This window comes from Vibrio sp. YQ_11, assembly GCF_043103065.1.
GTDB lineage: Bacteria > Pseudomonadota > Gammaproteobacteria > Enterobacterales > Vibrionaceae > Vibrio > Vibrio parahaemolyticus.
The window spans coordinates 30,812-46,807 of sequence record NZ_JBICJM010000009.1 but is presented as its reverse complement, the minus strand read 5'-3'; the positions used below and the strand labels follow the sequence as shown (position 1 = coordinate 46,807).

The window sequence follows — 15,996 nt, the reverse complement described above, 5'->3', positions numbered from 1 at the left end:
GAGGAAAATATTTTGAATAAAATGATCAAAGCGGCTGGGATTGGCCTTCTTGTACTGAGCTCTTCAATGTTTGCAAACGCAGCCGAAGCTGCACAGAAAATCGCTTACGTAAACACTGCTCAAGTTTTCCAAGCTCTTCCTCAACGTGAAGTCGTTCTACAAAAAATGCAGAAAGACTTTAAGAGCAAAGCTGATGAGCTGAAATCAATTCAAGCGCAAGCTAAAACCAAGATTGAAAAACTACAACGTGATGGTGAACTTCTAGGTCAGGAAGAAATTGAGAAATTGCGTATCGACATCGCGAAGCTAGACAGCGAATACAAAGTAAAAGCTCAAGCTCTAGAGAAAGCAAGCGCCCGTCGTGAAGCAGAAGAGAAAGCGAAGCTATTCAAAACAATCCAAGATGCTGTGAAGAAAGTAGCAGACAAAAAAGGTTACGACCTAGTTATTGATATTTCTGCACTGCAATACGGCAAACCAGAATACAATATCTCAGAAGACGTAATTAAAGCTCTAAAATAAGAAGTTATGAAAAAATTGACATTAGCCGAGTTGGCGACAATTACCGGGGGTGAGCTATTTGGTGACGAGTCACTCGTCGTTGGCCGTGTAGCTCCAATGGATAAAGCGCAAGAAGGTGACGTGACTTTCTTGTCTAACCCAAAATACGCAAAGCATCTATCTGAATGTAAAGCAACAGTGGTGATGGTGAAGGCAGAGCATAAGGACCAGTGTGCTGGTAATGCACTCGTCGTTGCTGACCCTTATGTTGCATTCGCTCGTGTTGTTCAGGCTATGGATACCACACCAAAACCTGCTGAAGACATTGCACCGAGTGCAGTGATTGCATCTGATGTGAAGATGGGTGAAAACGTTGCAATTGGCGCAAACGCGGTTATTGAAACGGGAGTTGAACTGGGTGATAACGTTGTTATCGGCGCAGGTTGCTTTATCGGTAAAAACGCGAAGCTGGGGAACAACACCAAGCTTTGGGCTAATGTGACAATTTATCATGAAGTATCATTGGGCGATGACTGTCTGGTTCAATCTGGCACAGTCATTGGCTCTGACGGTTTTGGTTATGCGAACGATAAAGGCGAGTGGATTAAAATCCCTCAGCTTGGTTCTGTGCGCATTGGTAACCGCGTCGAGATTGGTGCATGTACTACGATTGACCGTGGTGCACTTGAAGATACCATTATTGAAGATAATGTGATTCTTGATAACCAACTTCAAATCGCACATAACGTGCAGATCGGATATGGTACCGTGATGCCAGGTGGTACTATTGTCGCCGGCAGTACTAAAATTGGTAAGTACTGTCAGATCGGCGGCGCGTCGGTTCTAAATGGCCACATCACTATCGCAGATGGTGTTGCCATCACCGGTATGGGCATGGTAATGCGCAGTATCGAAGAAAAGGGTCTTTATTCATCAGGTATCCCATTACAGACGAACCGAGAATGGCGCAAGACGGCAACTCGTGTTCACCGTATTGACGAGATGAACAAACGCTTGAAAGCTGTTGAAAAACAGCTGGAGCAGAAAGAAGAATCTTAGTTCCATATTCTGAACAAAGACTCGCGAAACGCGGGTCTTTTTCTTCTATAATGACGCGCTATTAGTAGATTTATTATCAAGCTGGTATACACTTTGCAGGCATTTCCCAGTTTGCGGCCTTTGCCGCTGCCTTGCCATCTTGGTTAAGAGAATTGATATAGGAAGACGACTTTGACTACTGAAAAGAAAACGATGAACATCTCTGAAATTCAAGAGCTACTACCTCATCGCTACCCATTCTTATTGATCGACCGAGTGATTGACTTCCAAGAAGCGAAGTACCTTCACGCAATTAAAAATGTGTCGGTTAACGAACCTCAGTTCACAGGTCACTTTCCTCAACTACCAGTATTCCCAGGTGTGTTGATTCTGGAAGCTATGGCTCAGGCTACTGGCCTACTAGCATTTAAATCATTTGGTGCACCGACAGAAAACGAGTTGTACTACTTTGCGAGTGTAGACGGCGCGAAATTCCGTAAACCTGTGGTTCCTGGTGACCAAATGGTTATTGAAGTTGAATTTCTAAAAGAGCGTCGTGGCATTGCTGCATTTAGCGGTGTAGCAAAAGTTGACGGCGAAGTAGTGTGTTCAGCAGAGCTGAAGTGTGCTCGTCGAGAGTTTTAATATGATTCATGAAACCGCTAAAATCCACCCAGCTGCGGTGGTAGAAGAAGGCGCAAAAATTGGCGCTAACGTGACGGTTGGTCCTTTTACCTACATCACCTCAACGGTGGAGATTGGTGAAGGTACTGAAGTCATGTCTCACGTAGTAATCAAAGGCCATACCAAAATTGGTAAAGATAACCGTATTTTCCCACATGCAGTGATTGGTGAAGAAAACCAGGACAAGAAGTATGGTGGCGAAGATACAACCGTGGTTATCGGTGACCGTAATGTGATTCGCGAAGCGGTTCAGGTTCATCGTGGTACTGTGCAAGACAAAGCGACAACAGTGATTGGCGACGACAACCTACTGTGCGTGAATGCGCACATCGCGCATGACGTCGTAGTAGGCAACCATACTCACATTGGTAACAATGCGATTCTAGGTGGCCATGTAACAGTAGAAGATCACGCTGGTGTAATGGCACTTTCTGCTATTCACCCATTCTGTACGGTAGGCGCTTATGCATACGTTGGTGGTTGTTCTGCGGTTGTTCAGGACGTACCTGCTTACGTACTTGCTCAAGGTAACCATGCTACGCCGTTTGGTTTGAACCTAGTTGGCTTGAAGCGCAATGGTTTTGAGAAACAAGAAATTCGAGCACTACAAAAAGCGTACAAAGAAATTTACCGCTCTGGTAAAACGCTAGAAGAAGTGAAACCGATTCTTGCAGAAATGGCACAAGAATGGCCTGCAGTGAAGCGTTTTTCTGACATTCTAGAAACAACGGAACGTGGTATCATTCGTTAATTCACGAATGAATCAATAAGTGGAAAAGATCGCGCCCAATTAGGGCTGCGGTCTTTTTGTGTTTTATGGATAAGGAATCCCTTATCCATAGTACATAGGGCGAAATCGATATGGAAAAACCATTACGTATTGGCATCATTGCTGGCGAGTTATCTGGTGACACGCTAGGGGAAGGCTTTATCAAGGCAGTGAAAGAACGATACCCGAATGCAGAGTTTGTCGGCATCGGTGGGCCAAAAATGATCGAGCAAGGCTGTGAATCTCTTTTTGATATGGAAGAGTTAGCTGTAATGGGCTTAGTTGAAGTGCTTGGACGATTACCTCGTTTGTTAAAAATAAAAGCTGAGCTTGTTAAGTACTTCACCCAGAACCCGCCAGATGTTTTTGTCGGAATTGATGCGCCAGATTTTAACTTGCGTATAGAGTTAGATTTAAAGCAAGCAGGCATTAAAACCGTGCACTACGTGAGCCCTTCAGTATGGGCGTGGCGTCAAAAGCGTATCTTCAAAATCGAGGCAGCGACCAACCTGGTACTGGCTTTTCTACCGTTTGAAAAGGCGTTTTACGATAAATTTAAAGTGCCTTGTGAGTTTATCGGCCACACCTTAGCGGACTCTATCCCTTTGCAATCTGAGCAAGCGCCTGCGCGAGATCTGCTAGGGCTTGAACAAGACAAAAAATGGTTAGCAGTTTTACCGGGTAGCCGTGGTAGTGAGCTCAAGATGCTCTCTCAACCATTCATTGAGACGTGCAAGCTTCTGCACCAAAAATACCCAGGTTTGGGCTTTGTAGTTGCGCTAGTTAATCAAAAACGTCGAGAGCAATTTGAGCAAGCGTGGAAAGAGCATGCGCCCGAGCTTGATTTCAAATTGGTGGATGATACGGCTCGCAATGTTATTACAGCCTCTGATGCGGTAATGCTAGCATCTGGAACGGTAGCGTTAGAGTGCATGTTGCTTAAACGTCCTATGGTTGTTGGCTATCGCGTCAATGCCTTTACCGCCTTTCTGGCCAAGCGCCTATTGAAAACTAAGTACGTGTCACTACCCAATATTCTCGCAGATGACGAACTGGTTAAAGAGTATCTTCAAGACGATTGCACACCAGACAACTTGTTCAATGAAGTTTCTCGTTTGCTAGAGAGTGATAATAAGCCAATGCTTGATAAGTTCACCGAAATGCATCATTGGATTCGTAAAGACGCGGATCAACAAGCTGCGAATGCAGTATTGAAATTGATTGAAAAATAGAGAAGTACCATGGTCGCGAAAGCAAAAACGACAAAAGCAAAAGTAGAGCTCCCTCCGTTTGAATACCCTCAAGGTTACCAATTGATCGCCGGAGTCGATGAAGTTGGACGCGGCCCTTTGGTTGGAGATGTCGTCACCGCTGCAGTTATCCTCGATCCCAATAACCCAATCGAAGGCTTGAATGACTCTAAGAAGCTGAGCGAGAAAAAGCGTCTGGCACTGCTTCCTGAAATCAAAGAAAAAGCGCTAGCGTGGGCGGTAGGCCGTTGCTCTCCCGAAGAGATTGATGAACTGAATATTCTGCAAGCTACCATGGTTGCTATGCAACGTGCGATTGCGGGACTGAAGGTACAGCCAGATTTAGTGCTGATCGATGGTAATCGTTGCCCTGAGCTACCAATGGATTCTCAAGCTGTGGTGAAAGGCGATTTACGAGTGGCTGAAATCAGTGCCGCTTCCATCATTGCTAAAGTTGTGCGCGACCAAGAGATGGAAGAGCTGGATAAACAATATCCGCAATTCGGCTTTGCGAAGCACAAAGGTTATCCAACCAAAGCGCACTTTGAAGCAATTGAGCAACATGGTGTGATAAGCGAGCACCGTAAGAGCTTCAAACCAGTAAAGAAAGCTTTAGGCTTAGATTAATAAATTGGGTGGATTGGTGTTATAAACCCAGCCCCCTTTAGGTTAGAATCCCAAACAAAATAGAGTTACACGGTACCTGTTAATGTCAGATCCCAAGTTCGTCCACCTTCGTATTCACAGTGATTTCTCGATGGTGGATGGTATCAATAAAGTTCCACCGATAGTCAAGAAAGTCGCCGAGCTTGGTATGCCTGCCATGGCTTTGACTGACTTCACCAACTTATGTGGTTTGGTGAAGTTTTATGGCACAGCGCATGGCTCCGGCGTTAAACCGATCATCGGTGCAGATTTCAAAATGCAATCTGATGAATTTGGTGAAGAACTGACCCAGCTGACAGTACTTGCTGCCGACAATGCAGGTTACAAGAACCTCACGTTACTGATTTCCAAAGCGTACTTACGTGGCCACGTTCAGCACCAACCTGTGATTGATAGGGCGTGGCTGGCCGAGATGTCAGAAGGCTTAATCGTTCTATCTGGTGCTAAAAATGGCGATATCGGCAAAGCGCTGCTTAAAGGTAACCGTAAACTGGTTGAAAGCTGTGTAGAGTTTTACAAACAGCATTTCCCGGACCGTTTCTATCTAGAATTGATTCGTACAGGCCGTCCGGATGAAGAGACGTACTTGCACTTTGCCATCGATCTCGCTGAGCAACATGACTTGCCCGTGGTCGCGACAAACGAAGTGGTTTTCCTAAGTGCAGACCTTTTCGATGCGCATGAGATTCGTGTTGCGATTCATGATGGTTACACACTAGAAGACCCACGCCGACCAAAAAATTACAGCCCGCAGCAGTACCTTCGCACTGAAGAGGAAATGTGTGAGCTGTTTGCTGATATTCCAGAAGCGCTAGAAAACAGTGTCGAGATCGCTAAGCGTTGTAACGTGACCGTTCGTTTGGGTGAATACTTCTTGCCAGCCTTCCCAACAGAAGGGATGGAAGAAACTGAATTCTTGGTCATGAAGTCGCGAGAAGGTTTGGAAGAGCGTCTAGAGTTCCTATTCCCTAATGAAGAAGAACGCAAAAAGCGCCGTCCAGAATACGACGAGCGTTTACAAATCGAACTCGACGTAATCAACCAAATGGGGTTCCCAGGCTACTTCTTGATCGTAATGGAGTTCATCCAGTGGTCGAAAGACAACGCGATTCCAGTCGGTCCTGGTCGTGGTTCGGGTGCCGGTTCTTTGGTGGCCTACGCGCTGAAAATCACCGATCTTGATCCGCTTGAATATGACTTGCTCTTCGAACGTTTCTTGAACCCAGAACGTGTATCCATGCCCGATTTCGACGTCGACTTTTGTATGGATAAGCGTGACCAAGTGATTGATCACGTTGCCGAAATGTACGGTCGCGATGCCGTATCTCAGATCATCACATTCGGTACGATGGCGGCGAAAGCAGTAATCCGTGACGTTGGTCGTGTTCTTGGTCACCCATTTGGTTTCGTTGACCGTATTTCGAAACTGGTTCCGCCAGATCCGGGTATGACGCTAGAAAAAGCGTTTAAAGCCGAGCCTGCTCTGCCTGAGCTTTATGAGGCCGATGAGGAAGTTAAAGAACTCATCGATATGTGTCGCCTATTAGAAGGTTGTACACGTAACGCCGGTAAGCACGCGGGTGGTGTTGTAATTTCACCAACCACGATTACAGACTTTGCGCCAATTTATGCGGATGCGGAAGGGCATTTCCCCGTAACTCAGTTTGATAAGAACGACGTAGAAACTGCTGGTCTGGTTAAGTTTGACTTCTTGGGCCTACGTACTCTAACCATTATCGACTGGGCATTAGGGTTGATTAACCCGCGCTTGGAGAAGGAAGGTAAACCTCCTGTTCGTATCGAGTCGATACCTTTGGAAGATCCGGCTTCGTTTCGTTTACTCCAAAACTCAGAGACCACTGCGGTATTCCAGCTTGAATCGCGTGGTATGAAAGAGCTGATCAAACGACTTCAGCCTGACTGTTTTGAAGACATCATCGCATTGGTGGCCTTGTTCCGTCCGGGTCCGTTGCAATCGGGCATGGTAGATAACTTTATCGACCGTAAACATGGCCGAGAAGCGATCTCTTACCCCGATGAAAAGTGGCAACACGAGTCACTAAAAGAAATCCTCGATCCGACGTACGGCATCATTCTGTATCAAGAACAGGTAATGCAGATTGCGCAGGTTTTGTCTGGCTACACCCTTGGTGGTGCGGACATGCTGCGTCGTGCGATGGGTAAGAAAAAGCCGGAAGAAATGGCCAAGCAGCGTGCAACCTTCGAAGAAGGGGCAGTGAAGAACGGTGTTGATGGCGAGTTGGCGATGAAAATCTTCGACTTGGTAGAAAAGTTCGCAGGTTACGGTTTTAACAAATCGCACTCAGCGGCTTACGCACTGGTGTCTTACCAAACGTTGTGGCTTAAAACGCACTATCCAGCTGAATTCATGGCGGCGGTAATGACTGCCGATATGGATAACACCGAAAAAGTAGTTGGTCTGGTGGACGAATGCTTCCGCATGAAACTCACCGTGTTGCCGCCAGACATCAACTCCGGTTTATACCGTTTCAACGTTGATGAAAACGGTGCGATTGTTTACGGTATCGGCGCAATCAAAGGTGTGGGTGAAGGCCCTATCGATGCGATACTAGAAGCGCGAAACAAAGGTGGTCACTTTAAAGATCTATTTGATTTCTGTGCTCGTATCGATCTCAAACGTGTTAACAAGCGCGTCATCGAAAAGCTGATTTATGCAGGTGCACTTGACCGACTTGGCCCTCATCGAGCGGCGATGATGGCTTCACTGAACGATGCCGTTAAAGCGGCCAGCCAACATCACCAAGCAGAAGCCTTTGGTCAAGGCGATATGTTTGGTGTGTTGACCGATGCACCAGAAGAAGTTGAAAATAAATACACGCAAGTGCCACCATGGCCAGAAAAGGTTTGGCTAGAGGGTGAGCGTGAAACTCTCGGTTTATATTTGACCGGGCACCCCATTAACGCGTATTTAAAGGAACTAAACAAATACACCAGTTGTCGACTAAAAGACGCGACCCCAACACGTCGCGATCAATCGGTAACGGTAGCAGGTTTAGTGATTGCTGCGCGAGTGATGACAACCAAGCGAGGTACTCGCATTGGTATCATGACGTTGGACGACCGAAGTGGTCGAATGGAAGTAATGCTGTTCTCCGATGCACTTGATCGGTATGCTGAACTTCTCGAAAAAGACAGAATTTTGGTGGTTTCGGGACAGGTCAGCTTTGATGACTTCAACGGTGGCCTTAAAATGTCGGCGCGTGAAGTTATGGATCTCGGCAGCGCGCGCGAAAAATACGCACGTGGTCTGTCGGTATCAATTGATGCGAACCAGATCAATGATCAATTCTTTGAGCAGTTTAGTCGTATTTTAGAACCGCACAAAGCCGGAACCGTACCCGTCAATGTATACTACCAGCGTGCCGACGCCAGAGCGCGGTTAACATTGGGCACCGAATGGCGAGTAACGCCAAGTGATACATTAATAGACGATTTAAAACAGTTGCTTGGCAAAAGCCAGGTAGAACTCGAATTTAACTAAAAAATTCAGCGCAATATGTCAGACGCTGAGTCAACAAGGATTCATAGATGAGCCTAAACTTTCTTGAATTTGAAAAGCCAATTGCAGAACTAGAAGCGAAAATCGAAGCACTACGTGACGTATCACGTCATGGTGGTGATTCTGCAATTGACCTGGATAAAGAAATCGAACAGCTTGAGAAGAAGAGCCTAGAACTTAAGAAGAAGATCTTCAGCGACCTAGGTGCATGGGAAACAGCTCAACTGGCTCGTCACCCACTACGTCCATACACGCTTGATTACGTTCAACACGTATTTGAAGAGTTTGACGAACTCGCGGGTGACCGCGCATTCGCAGACGACAAAGCGATTGTCGGTGGTATTGCACGTCTTGAAGGTCGTCCTGTGATGATCATTGGTCACCAAAAAGGCCGTGAGACAAAAGAAAAAGTACGACGTAACTTTGGCATGCCAAAGCCAGAAGGTTACCGCAAAGCACTACGTTTGATGGAAATGGCCGAGCGTTTCAACATGCCAATCATCACATTCATCGACACAGCTGGCGCATACCCAGGTGTTGGTGCAGAAGAGCGTGGTCAATCTGAAGCTATCGCGAAAAACCTAAAAGTGATGTCTGGTCTTAAAGTTCCAGTAATCTGTAACGTTGTAGGTGAAGGTGGTTCAGGCGGTGCACTAGCTATTGGTGTAGGCGACTACGTGAACATGCTTCAGTACTCTACGTACTCAGTAATTTCTCCAGAAGGTTGTGCTTCAATCTTATGGCGTGATTCTGACAAAGCGCCTCAAGCAGCAGAAGCAATGGGTCTAACAGCTCCTCGCCTTAAAGAACTTGAGCTAATTGATGAGATCATCGAAGAGCCACTAGGTGGCGCGCACCGCGATCACGTTAAAATGGCTGAAAACATGAAAGCGACGCTACTTCGTCAGCTAGAAGATCTTGAGCAGCTAGATGAAGAATCGCTACGTGAACGCCGTTACCAACGTCTAATGAACTACGGTTACTGCTGATATCTCGCGAGATAACGGATAAAATAGAAAGGGTTGGACATATGTCTAACCCTTTTTTGTACCTATCGGATCGCTTATGGAATCGCTTTACCAGCAGTTTTCTCATGTATTGAACACCTATTATCAACCTCAAACGAAGGTCGTTGTCGCGTTTAGTGGTGGTATGGACTCGCGCTTGTTACTTGAGTTACTTCGCCGTTATCGAGAAGAAAACTCCCTCTCTTGCCACGCGGTTTATGTTCATCATGGTTTGAGTGAAAATGCGGACATTTGGGCCGATAAGTGTCAATTATGGGCGAAACAAGCAGGTATTTCGTGCTCGGTAGAGCGTGTGAACCTAGATACCAATAGTGGTGAGAGCATTGAATCGCTGGCACGTGAAGCGCGCTATGAAGCTCTGGCTCGTCATATCAATCGTGGCGACTTATTGCTAACAGGTCAGCATGCCGACGACCAAGTCGAAACCTTTTTACTCGCGTTGAAACGTGGAAGTGGACCTAAGGGCTTATCTTCGATGGCAGAAAGTATGCCGTTTGCTGGTGGCACATTAGTTCGTCCGCTACTTAACACCAAGCGCGAGCAGATAGAAGCGACGGCGAAGAACATTGGTTTGGAATGGGTAGAAGATGAAAGTAACCAAGACACGCGCTACGATCGAAATTTTTTACGTCATCGTATCGTCCCTGAGTTGTCTGATCGTTGGCCGAGTATTCATCAAGCCGTGCAACGAAGCGCAAGCTTATGTGCTCAGCAAGAAGCGTTATTGGATGAGCTCCTAGGTTCGGTGTTTGCGCGTGCTCTACAGGCGGATTTGAGCTTAAGCATTGATGAGTTAGTTATCCATAGTGAATTAGCGCAAGCGCGTTTGATTCGTATGTGGTTGAGTAAATTGAATGCAAACATGCCGAGTCAAACTCAATTGCGCTTGATTTGGCAAGAAGTGGCATTGGCACAACAAGATGCCAATCCAAAGCTTAAACTCAAACAAGGAGAGATCCGACGCTTCCAAAACAAATTGTACTGGGTTACGCCTCATGCCGATGTGACGAGTTGGCAAGGCCATATCCAAATCGATGAGCCACTGATTTTACCAGAGAGTTTGGGGACGTTAACGCTTAGTACGGGTTCTCATCAGCCAAATATTTCGCTGCCATCGCACCCCGAGTTATTGAGGGTTACTTTCAATCCCGAAGGTTTGGCGGCACACCCCACAACACGTAGTCGCAGTCGTAAACTGAAAAAGTTATTCCAAGAATACAATGTGCCAAGCTGGTTACGCCGTCAGATCCCGATTTTGATGTACAAAGACCAAGTTGTTGCAGTCGCAGACTTGTTTGTAGATCAAACATTTAGTGGCCAAGACTGTGAACTCATTTGGCGCAAGCCTTTGTAATTCATGTCACAATATCGACCATAACTATCTCAAATAAAAAAACGATTAGGTGAAGCAATGAATAGAGTAATGATCGGTGCAGTGGCTGCACTAACCATGTTGAGTGGACAAGCTCTGGCGGGTGATGCCGCTGCGGGACAAGCTAAAGCTGCAGTATGTGCGGCATGTCATGGCGCAGACGGTAACGCGACGATTCCAGGCTACCCAAATTTGAAAGGGCAAAACGAGCAGTACATCGTGAGCTCAATCAAAGCTTACAAAAACAAAGAGCGTAGCGGTGGTCTTGCTGCGGTAATGCAGGCTCAGGCGTCGCTGCTTTCTGATGACGATATTGCAAACCTTGCCGCTTACTACTCAAGTTTGAAGTAAGTAAAAAGCGCATTAACGCGTCGTTATCTTATTTCTACAAAACCAGAGCATTGCTCTGGTTTTGTTTTATCTCGAGTTAATAGACCTTATTGGGCTCAGGATTTTAGCCGATGAAGCAGAGACAAACATTGAATGTTATGAGACGCTAAACGATAATATGCGCAAACGATTGAAGCTTAAGGGATGAACATGAAAAAGATTGAAGCGATTATCAAGCCATTTAAATTGGATGATGTTCGAGAAGCACTTGCTGAAGTAGGCATCACAGGGATGACCGTTTCTGAAGTGAAAGGTTTTGGTCGTCAGAAAGGCCACACTGAGCTATACCGCGGTGCGGAATACATGGTGGACTTCCTACCAAAAGTGAAACTGGAAATTGTTGTTACTGAAGATGTAGCAGACAAATGCGTAGAAACCATCATCGAAACCGCGCAAACAGGTAAGATTGGCGATGGTAAAATTTTCGTAACGGATGTTGAGCGTGTGGTTCGTATCCGTACTGGTGAAGAAGACGAAGACGCGATTTAAGATTTCACTACAATTGCATTTTTGATTAAGCTAAAAGGGAGCCCAATAAGGCTCCTTTTTTATTTCATGCATTCAGGTACGCTCTCATGTTTAAGCGTTTTGTTCTCTCTTTAGCCTTTCTAATCATGGCTGCGGTAGTGAGTTTTCAAGTCATCTTTACCGTGCCAGAACACCCACAGATCATCACACAAACTGGTTCTGAAATTACCGAAGATATTCGATGTATAGAGTTTAGCGGAGCAAATGCTCTGGACGATAACGGTGAACTCAACCTTTTAGTTTGGAACATCTACAAGCAAAATCGCGCTAACTGGCAATCTGAGCTGGAGTTGTTCTCGGCAGATAAGCAATTGTTATTGCTGCAAGAAGCCAGCATGACAGACAGTTTTAAACAATGGTTGGTAGATGGCAGCTGGGTCAGCAACCAAGTCAGCGCGTTTAAAGCGTTAGGCAGCGGAGCTGGCGTGATTAGTATTGCTCAAAAGCAGCCAATTAAAGCATGCGCGTACACGTCAAAAGAACCGTGGTTGCGTTTGCCAAAATCGGCGTTGTACAGCCAGTATCGTTTAAGTAATGGTGAGAGCTTGGCCGTTATCAATGTGCATGCGATCAACTTTACCGTTGGAACGGAAGAATATACTTCGCAACTTTCTGCGCTTGAGACGCTACTTAAACAACACAGCGGGCCAATCGTATTTGCTGGTGATTTTAATAGTTGGAGCGAATATCGGATTACGGCCATGAAGCAGGCCCTGAGGGAAGCAAATTTGAGAGAAGTACAGTTCTCGCCAGATCATCGTACGCAGTTTATTACGGGCTTGCCGCTAGACCATGTGTTCTACCGCGGATTAACGCTGAAAAATGCGAAAGCGCCGCAGAGCGACGCTTCCGATCATAATCCATTACTGGTGTCGTTTACGCTTAACGATTAGCGTTAGTCAGCTTAAGCGATAACGATGTACAACGCCCAAATCACGTAAAACGCGATCCAAGGCAGGCTCGAAATCACCAGAGCCTGTCCGCGTTCAAATTCAGTCCACGTTAATACCACGCCGTAACCTAGAACAATGTACCAAGGCAACAGAAGTGGCAGTGAGCTAGCAAAGTGAGACCATTCGTTGGTGAGTGGCAACTTCAGTAAGCCATTGAGACTGTTGAGATCCGCCGCATAGGTCATTACCTGACCATGTTTCAATAGTAAGCTTGCGTAGCTTGCAATGTCGCCCAATACCGCTGGAAACAAAATGGCGCACGATGCCGCAAACCATTTCCAATAACCGTATTGTTGTTTACTTGCTTTAGTCGCAAGGAAGAACCAAAACGCAAGCAACAAAAGCGTCGCAAAGCGATTGAACACGTCATTAATGATCGCACTTGCCATCAACGTGTTTGGTTCCAATAGCTCAATCTGCTGTGGGTCGATTTGTTGGAACTGTACAGTGAGTTGGTCACTTAACCACGTAAAATCAACGTTCGAAAAGTACGCGCCCCAAAATAGGAATGGGCTTAGCATCAAAAAGATGAAAGGTTGCCATCCCCAACCACCACGCTGATAAAGCGCAAGAAAACAAGAGGTTGGAGAACGGAATATATCCAACAACATTACGAGTGGGTTACTTGACGGGTTCATACACTTACCTTAGTTACATCTACGTACAGCTTAAGTTTTTGACCCGGTTTTAGGTACTTCTGCTTATGCAGTGAGTTCCATTTTACGATGTCGTTGCTCTTCACCTTGAATTTGCTTGCGATGCCACTGATGGTGTCGCCAGAGCGAACGTTGTAGAACACGGTACGAATCACGGCGCCTTGGTCTGATTTTTTCCAAATCACCAGCTTTTGACCGACGCGCAGGGTATCTTTTGGTCCCATGCCGTTCCATTTTGCTAGCGATTTGTGTGAAACCTTGTTGTCACGAGCGATAGACCACAAACTTTCACCCGATTGCACAACGTGTGACAGTTTCAGCTGGCCACGAGCTTGCGATTGCGTTTTGTTCAAACGGTTTTGCGCTGTAAGTGCGTACTTTGAATCGTCTTTGGTTGACGTCGGAATAAGTAAGTACTGACCAATGCGAATGTTGTTGTTCGACAGGCCGTTAGCACGACGAATCACTTTTGAGGTCGTACCGTATTTCTTCGCCAACATACTCAACGAGTCGCCAGGTTTGACTTTGTAACGCGCGACTTTCATGCCTTTACCGCGATTGCTCTCAACTTGAGTTAAGAACGCATCCTTCTTCTCCACAGGAATAAGAAGCTGATGAGGCCCTTCTGGTGCGGTGGACCATTGGTTGTAGGCAGGGTTGTAGCTTTGCAGCTCTTTTACCCCGATGCCCGCGTAATCAGCAGCGATAGCGAGATCCAGTTGTTCTTTCGGATCGACTAACGTCAGCACTGGTTTGTTTGGGATAGATGGAATGTCGATACCGTACTTTTCTTGGTTTGCCACCACGTCCGCAAGAGCGAGAAGTTTTGGCACGTAGCTACTGGTCTCTTTTGGCAGATCTAAAGAGAAAAAGTCGACAGGTTTACCCAATTTTTTGTTCTTACGGATAGCACTAGATACACGACCGCCGCCACTATTGTAGGCTGCGATTGCGTGTTCCCAGTTTCCATCAAAACGTTCATTTAATTGAACAAGATAATCCAATGCAGCATCGGTAGAGGCAGCGACATCGCGACGCCCGTCATACCAGTAGTTTTGTTCAAGCCCCATCATTTTCCCGGTGCCTGGAACAAACTGCCACAAACCTGCTGCGCTACCGTGCGAGTAGGCGAAAGCGTCAAATGAGCTTTCCACAACCGGTAGAAGAGCAAGCTCCATTGGCAACCCACGTTCTTCGATACGTTGCGTGATCATGTAAAGAAATGGCGCTGCACGTTTAGATACCGTGTACAGGTGGTTTGGGTGTTTCAAATACCACGTACGGTAATAATCCACTTTCTTGTTGTTTGGGATGTCCATTTCAAGCTGCATAGCAATACGTTGCCACACATCTTCTTGTTCCTGAGGGGAGAGAACTTTTGGCGTATCCTTGGCAGAATCTTTCGCCAAAGATTGTTTGTTTTTAGATTTAGTCTTACTGGCATTCTGCTTAGCAGTTTGCTCTGACTTGTTGGTTTCTGGAGTTGGAGTGGTGGACGAATTTGGCAGAGTCAATTGACAGCCAGATAATAACAACACCAACGCCCAGCTATACTTCAAACGCATGGGTTCAGCCTATTTAGGGCCTTTTTATCTTCTCCTGCCTGTCGCGCAGCCTAAGTTGCGTGGCAGTCGTGAGATAATAGACATCTTTTAACACTAACTAATATTCAATAGAGGCGGAGAGCTTCTAAAATTATGCATGAGAGCGACATTCAAGTTGATTTATATCGACCCCAAACGTAAGAGAAGCGCCAGTGGCGCTTCCCAAAAAATCAGCCCCTGATAATACTGGGGTCTTGCAAACTTACAAGCAGAAAATGGTTAAAATTCGTTCTTCCACTCACGCAAAGCAGTAAAAACCGAGCATGGATCGCTATTTTTAATGCGGTTCGCGACAGACTTAACAACGTCTGGATTGGTGGTACGCAAGAATGGATTAATCCACTTTTCTTTTCGCAGCGTTGTAGGAAGGGTAGGAATGTTTAGTGCACGAAGGCGGTTCACATCGTCTCGGTATTGACGTAGTTGCTCGTTATCAGGTTCCACAGCCAGCGCAAAGGCAACGTTACTCGCTGTATATTCATGCGCGCAGAACACCTGTGTTTCTTCTGGAAGCGCTGCAATTTTGCTCAGAGACTCAAACATCTGCTCTGGTGTGCCTTCGAAAATACGACCGCAACCAGCAGAAAATAGCACGTCACCACAAAATAGCTTGCTATCGCCCACATACCCTATATGACCGAGTGTGTGCCCTGGCAAACCGAGCACCAAGAAGATTTCGCCGAACAGCTCAAGCTTATCGCCTTCTTCCATAGGAGTTGTTAAGGTCGGAATTGGCTCCGCTTTCGGGCCGACAACGGTGACGTGAGGAAATGCACGAACTAAATCTGGAACACCGCCAATGTGATCGTTGTGGTGGTGTGTAACTAAGATCGCTTCTAAAGTTAATTCGTTAGCCTGCAAATAATCTAATACTGGCTGTGCATCGCCTGGATCGACCACGGCGCAACGCTTGTCGCTATTTTGTATCAGCCAGATGTAATTATCATTAAATGCGGGTATGCTTTTGATCTCTAACACGATTCGTTCTCCGTCACCCTTTTTAAGTCAGGTGGTTA

At 46.2% G+C, this 15,996-nt stretch carries 15 protein-coding genes; 12 read left to right on the top strand and 3 right to left on the bottom strand.

Annotated features, from left to right (window positions below):
* Window positions 1-12 precede the first annotated feature (12 nt).
* From ACF8EG_RS05995 to ACF8EG_RS05940, 12 genes are all read left to right on the top strand, one after another.
* Window positions 13-522: an OmpH family outer membrane protein gene (locus ACF8EG_RS05995; RefSeq protein ID WP_005456715.1), complete on the top strand. Its 510-nt coding sequence runs from the start codon at window positions 13-15 to the stop codon at window positions 520-522.
* 6 nt (window positions 523-528) lie between these two features.
* Window positions 529-1,560 (top strand): UDP-3-O-(3-hydroxymyristoyl)glucosamine N-acyltransferase, encoded by a 1,032-nt coding sequence (gene lpxD / locus ACF8EG_RS05990; RefSeq protein ID WP_015297139.1) that lies wholly within the window; start codon window positions 529-531, stop codon window positions 1,558-1,560.
* Window positions 1,561-1,731: 171 nt separating this feature from the next.
* On the top strand, window positions 1,732-2,184 hold the full coding sequence (gene fabZ, locus ACF8EG_RS05985) for a 3-hydroxyacyl-ACP dehydratase FabZ (RefSeq protein ID WP_005456699.1): 453 nt from the start codon (window positions 1,732-1,734) through the stop codon (window positions 2,182-2,184).
* A gap of 1 nt (window position 2,185) precedes the next feature.
* Entirely contained in the window at window positions 2,186-2,974 is a 789-nt protein-coding gene (lpxA, locus tag ACF8EG_RS05980; RefSeq protein ID WP_069507355.1) for an acyl-ACP--UDP-N-acetylglucosamine O-acyltransferase, read from the top strand.
* A 110-nt stretch (window positions 2,975-3,084) separates the two neighbouring features.
* Window positions 3,085-4,224 (top strand): lipid-A-disaccharide synthase, encoded by a 1,140-nt coding sequence (gene lpxB / locus ACF8EG_RS05975; protein ID WP_069507353.1) that lies wholly within the window; start codon window positions 3,085-3,087, stop codon window positions 4,222-4,224.
* Between the two features lie 9 nt (window positions 4,225-4,233).
* Entirely contained in the window at window positions 4,234-4,869 is a 636-nt protein-coding gene (gene rnhB / locus ACF8EG_RS05970) for a ribonuclease HII (RefSeq protein WP_020841167.1), read from the top strand.
* Between the two features lie 82 nt (window positions 4,870-4,951).
* The gene (gene dnaE, locus ACF8EG_RS05965) at window positions 4,952-8,431 is read left to right on the top strand and encodes a DNA polymerase III subunit alpha (RefSeq protein ID WP_005456698.1); all 3,480 of its coding nucleotides are present in this window, start codon (window positions 4,952-4,954) and stop codon (window positions 8,429-8,431) included.
* A 47-nt stretch (window positions 8,432-8,478) separates the two neighbouring features.
* Window positions 8,479-9,438 carry an acetyl-CoA carboxylase carboxyl transferase subunit alpha gene (gene accA / locus ACF8EG_RS05960; protein WP_005480969.1) on the top strand — a complete coding sequence of 320 codons (960 nt, stop codon included), beginning with the start codon at window positions 8,479-8,481 and terminating at the stop codon, window positions 9,436-9,438.
* A gap of 76 nt (window positions 9,439-9,514) precedes the next feature.
* Window positions 9,515-10,831, top strand: a complete 1,317-nt coding sequence (gene tilS, locus ACF8EG_RS05955; protein WP_069507351.1) for a tRNA lysidine(34) synthetase TilS — start codon at window positions 9,515-9,517, stop codon at window positions 10,829-10,831.
* 57 nt (window positions 10,832-10,888) lie between these two features.
* A complete protein-coding gene (locus tag ACF8EG_RS05950; RefSeq protein ID WP_046265019.1) occupies window positions 10,889-11,200 on the top strand; it encodes a cytochrome c in 312 nt (103 codons plus the stop codon).
* A 189-nt stretch (window positions 11,201-11,389) separates the two neighbouring features.
* Entirely contained in the window at window positions 11,390-11,728 is a 339-nt protein-coding gene (gene glnB, locus ACF8EG_RS05945; protein WP_005436810.1) for a nitrogen regulatory protein P-II, read from the top strand.
* Window positions 11,729-11,814: 86 nt separating this feature from the next.
* Complete coding sequence (locus tag ACF8EG_RS05940; protein WP_021453177.1) at window positions 11,815-12,660, top strand: endonuclease/exonuclease/phosphatase family protein; 846 nt, start codon at window positions 11,815-11,817, stop codon at window positions 12,658-12,660.
* Window positions 12,661-12,671: 11 nt separating this feature from the next.
* On the opposite strand, the gene ACF8EG_RS05935 is transcribed toward ACF8EG_RS05940, so the two are convergent.
* The 3 genes from ACF8EG_RS05935 to gloB form a co-directional block, all read right to left on the bottom strand.
* Window positions 12,672-13,358, bottom strand: coding sequence for a YIP1 family protein (locus tag ACF8EG_RS05935; protein ID WP_005494291.1), 687 nt, complete (start codon window positions 13,356-13,358; stop codon window positions 12,672-12,674).
* Window positions 13,355-14,941, bottom strand: a complete 1,587-nt coding sequence (locus tag ACF8EG_RS05930) for a LysM peptidoglycan-binding domain-containing protein (protein ID WP_069507350.1) — start codon at window positions 14,939-14,941, stop codon at window positions 13,355-13,357. The genes ACF8EG_RS05935 and ACF8EG_RS05930 overlap by 4 nt, the downstream gene beginning before the upstream one ends.
* A gap of 258 nt (window positions 14,942-15,199) precedes the next feature.
* Window positions 15,200-15,958 carry a hydroxyacylglutathione hydrolase gene (gene gloB, locus ACF8EG_RS05925; RefSeq protein WP_005456739.1) on the bottom strand — a complete coding sequence of 253 codons (759 nt, stop codon included), beginning with the start codon at window positions 15,956-15,958 and terminating at the stop codon, window positions 15,200-15,202.
* Window positions 15,959-15,996 lie beyond the last annotated feature (38 nt).

Bases quoted from the DNA above. Each gene is read 5' to 3' on its own strand.
- lpxD (WP_015297139.1), top strand. From the start codon at position 529: ATGAAAAAATTGACATTAGCCGAGTTGGCGACAATTACCGGGGGTGAG.
- lpxA (WP_069507355.1), top strand. From the start codon at position 2,186: ATGATTCATGAAACCGCTAAAATCCACCCAGCTGCGGTGGTAGAAGAA.
- lpxB (WP_069507353.1), top strand. From the start codon at position 3,085: ATGGAAAAACCATTACGTATTGGCATCATTGCTGGCGAGTTATCTGGT.
- rnhB (WP_020841167.1), top strand. From the start codon at position 4,234: ATGGTCGCGAAAGCAAAAACGACAAAAGCAAAAGTAGAGCTCCCTCCG.
- dnaE (WP_005456698.1), top strand. From the start codon at position 4,952: ATGTCAGATCCCAAGTTCGTCCACCTTCGTATTCACAGTGATTTCTCG.
- accA (WP_005480969.1), top strand. From the start codon at position 8,479: ATGAGCCTAAACTTTCTTGAATTTGAAAAGCCAATTGCAGAACTAGAA.
- tilS (WP_069507351.1), top strand. From the start codon at position 9,515: ATGGAATCGCTTTACCAGCAGTTTTCTCATGTATTGAACACCTATTAT.
- ACF8EG_RS05950 (WP_046265019.1), top strand. From the start codon at position 10,889: ATGAATAGAGTAATGATCGGTGCAGTGGCTGCACTAACCATGTTGAGT.
- glnB (WP_005436810.1), top strand. From the start codon at position 11,390: ATGAAAAAGATTGAAGCGATTATCAAGCCATTTAAATTGGATGATGTT.
- ACF8EG_RS05940 (WP_021453177.1), top strand. From the start codon at position 11,815: ATGTTTAAGCGTTTTGTTCTCTCTTTAGCCTTTCTAATCATGGCTGCG.
- ACF8EG_RS05935 (WP_005494291.1), bottom strand. From the start codon at position 13,358: ATGAACCCGTCAAGTAACCCACTCGTAATGTTGTTGGATATATTCCGT.
- ACF8EG_RS05930 (WP_069507350.1), bottom strand. From the start codon at position 14,941: ATGCGTTTGAAGTATAGCTGGGCGTTGGTGTTGTTATTATCTGGCTGT.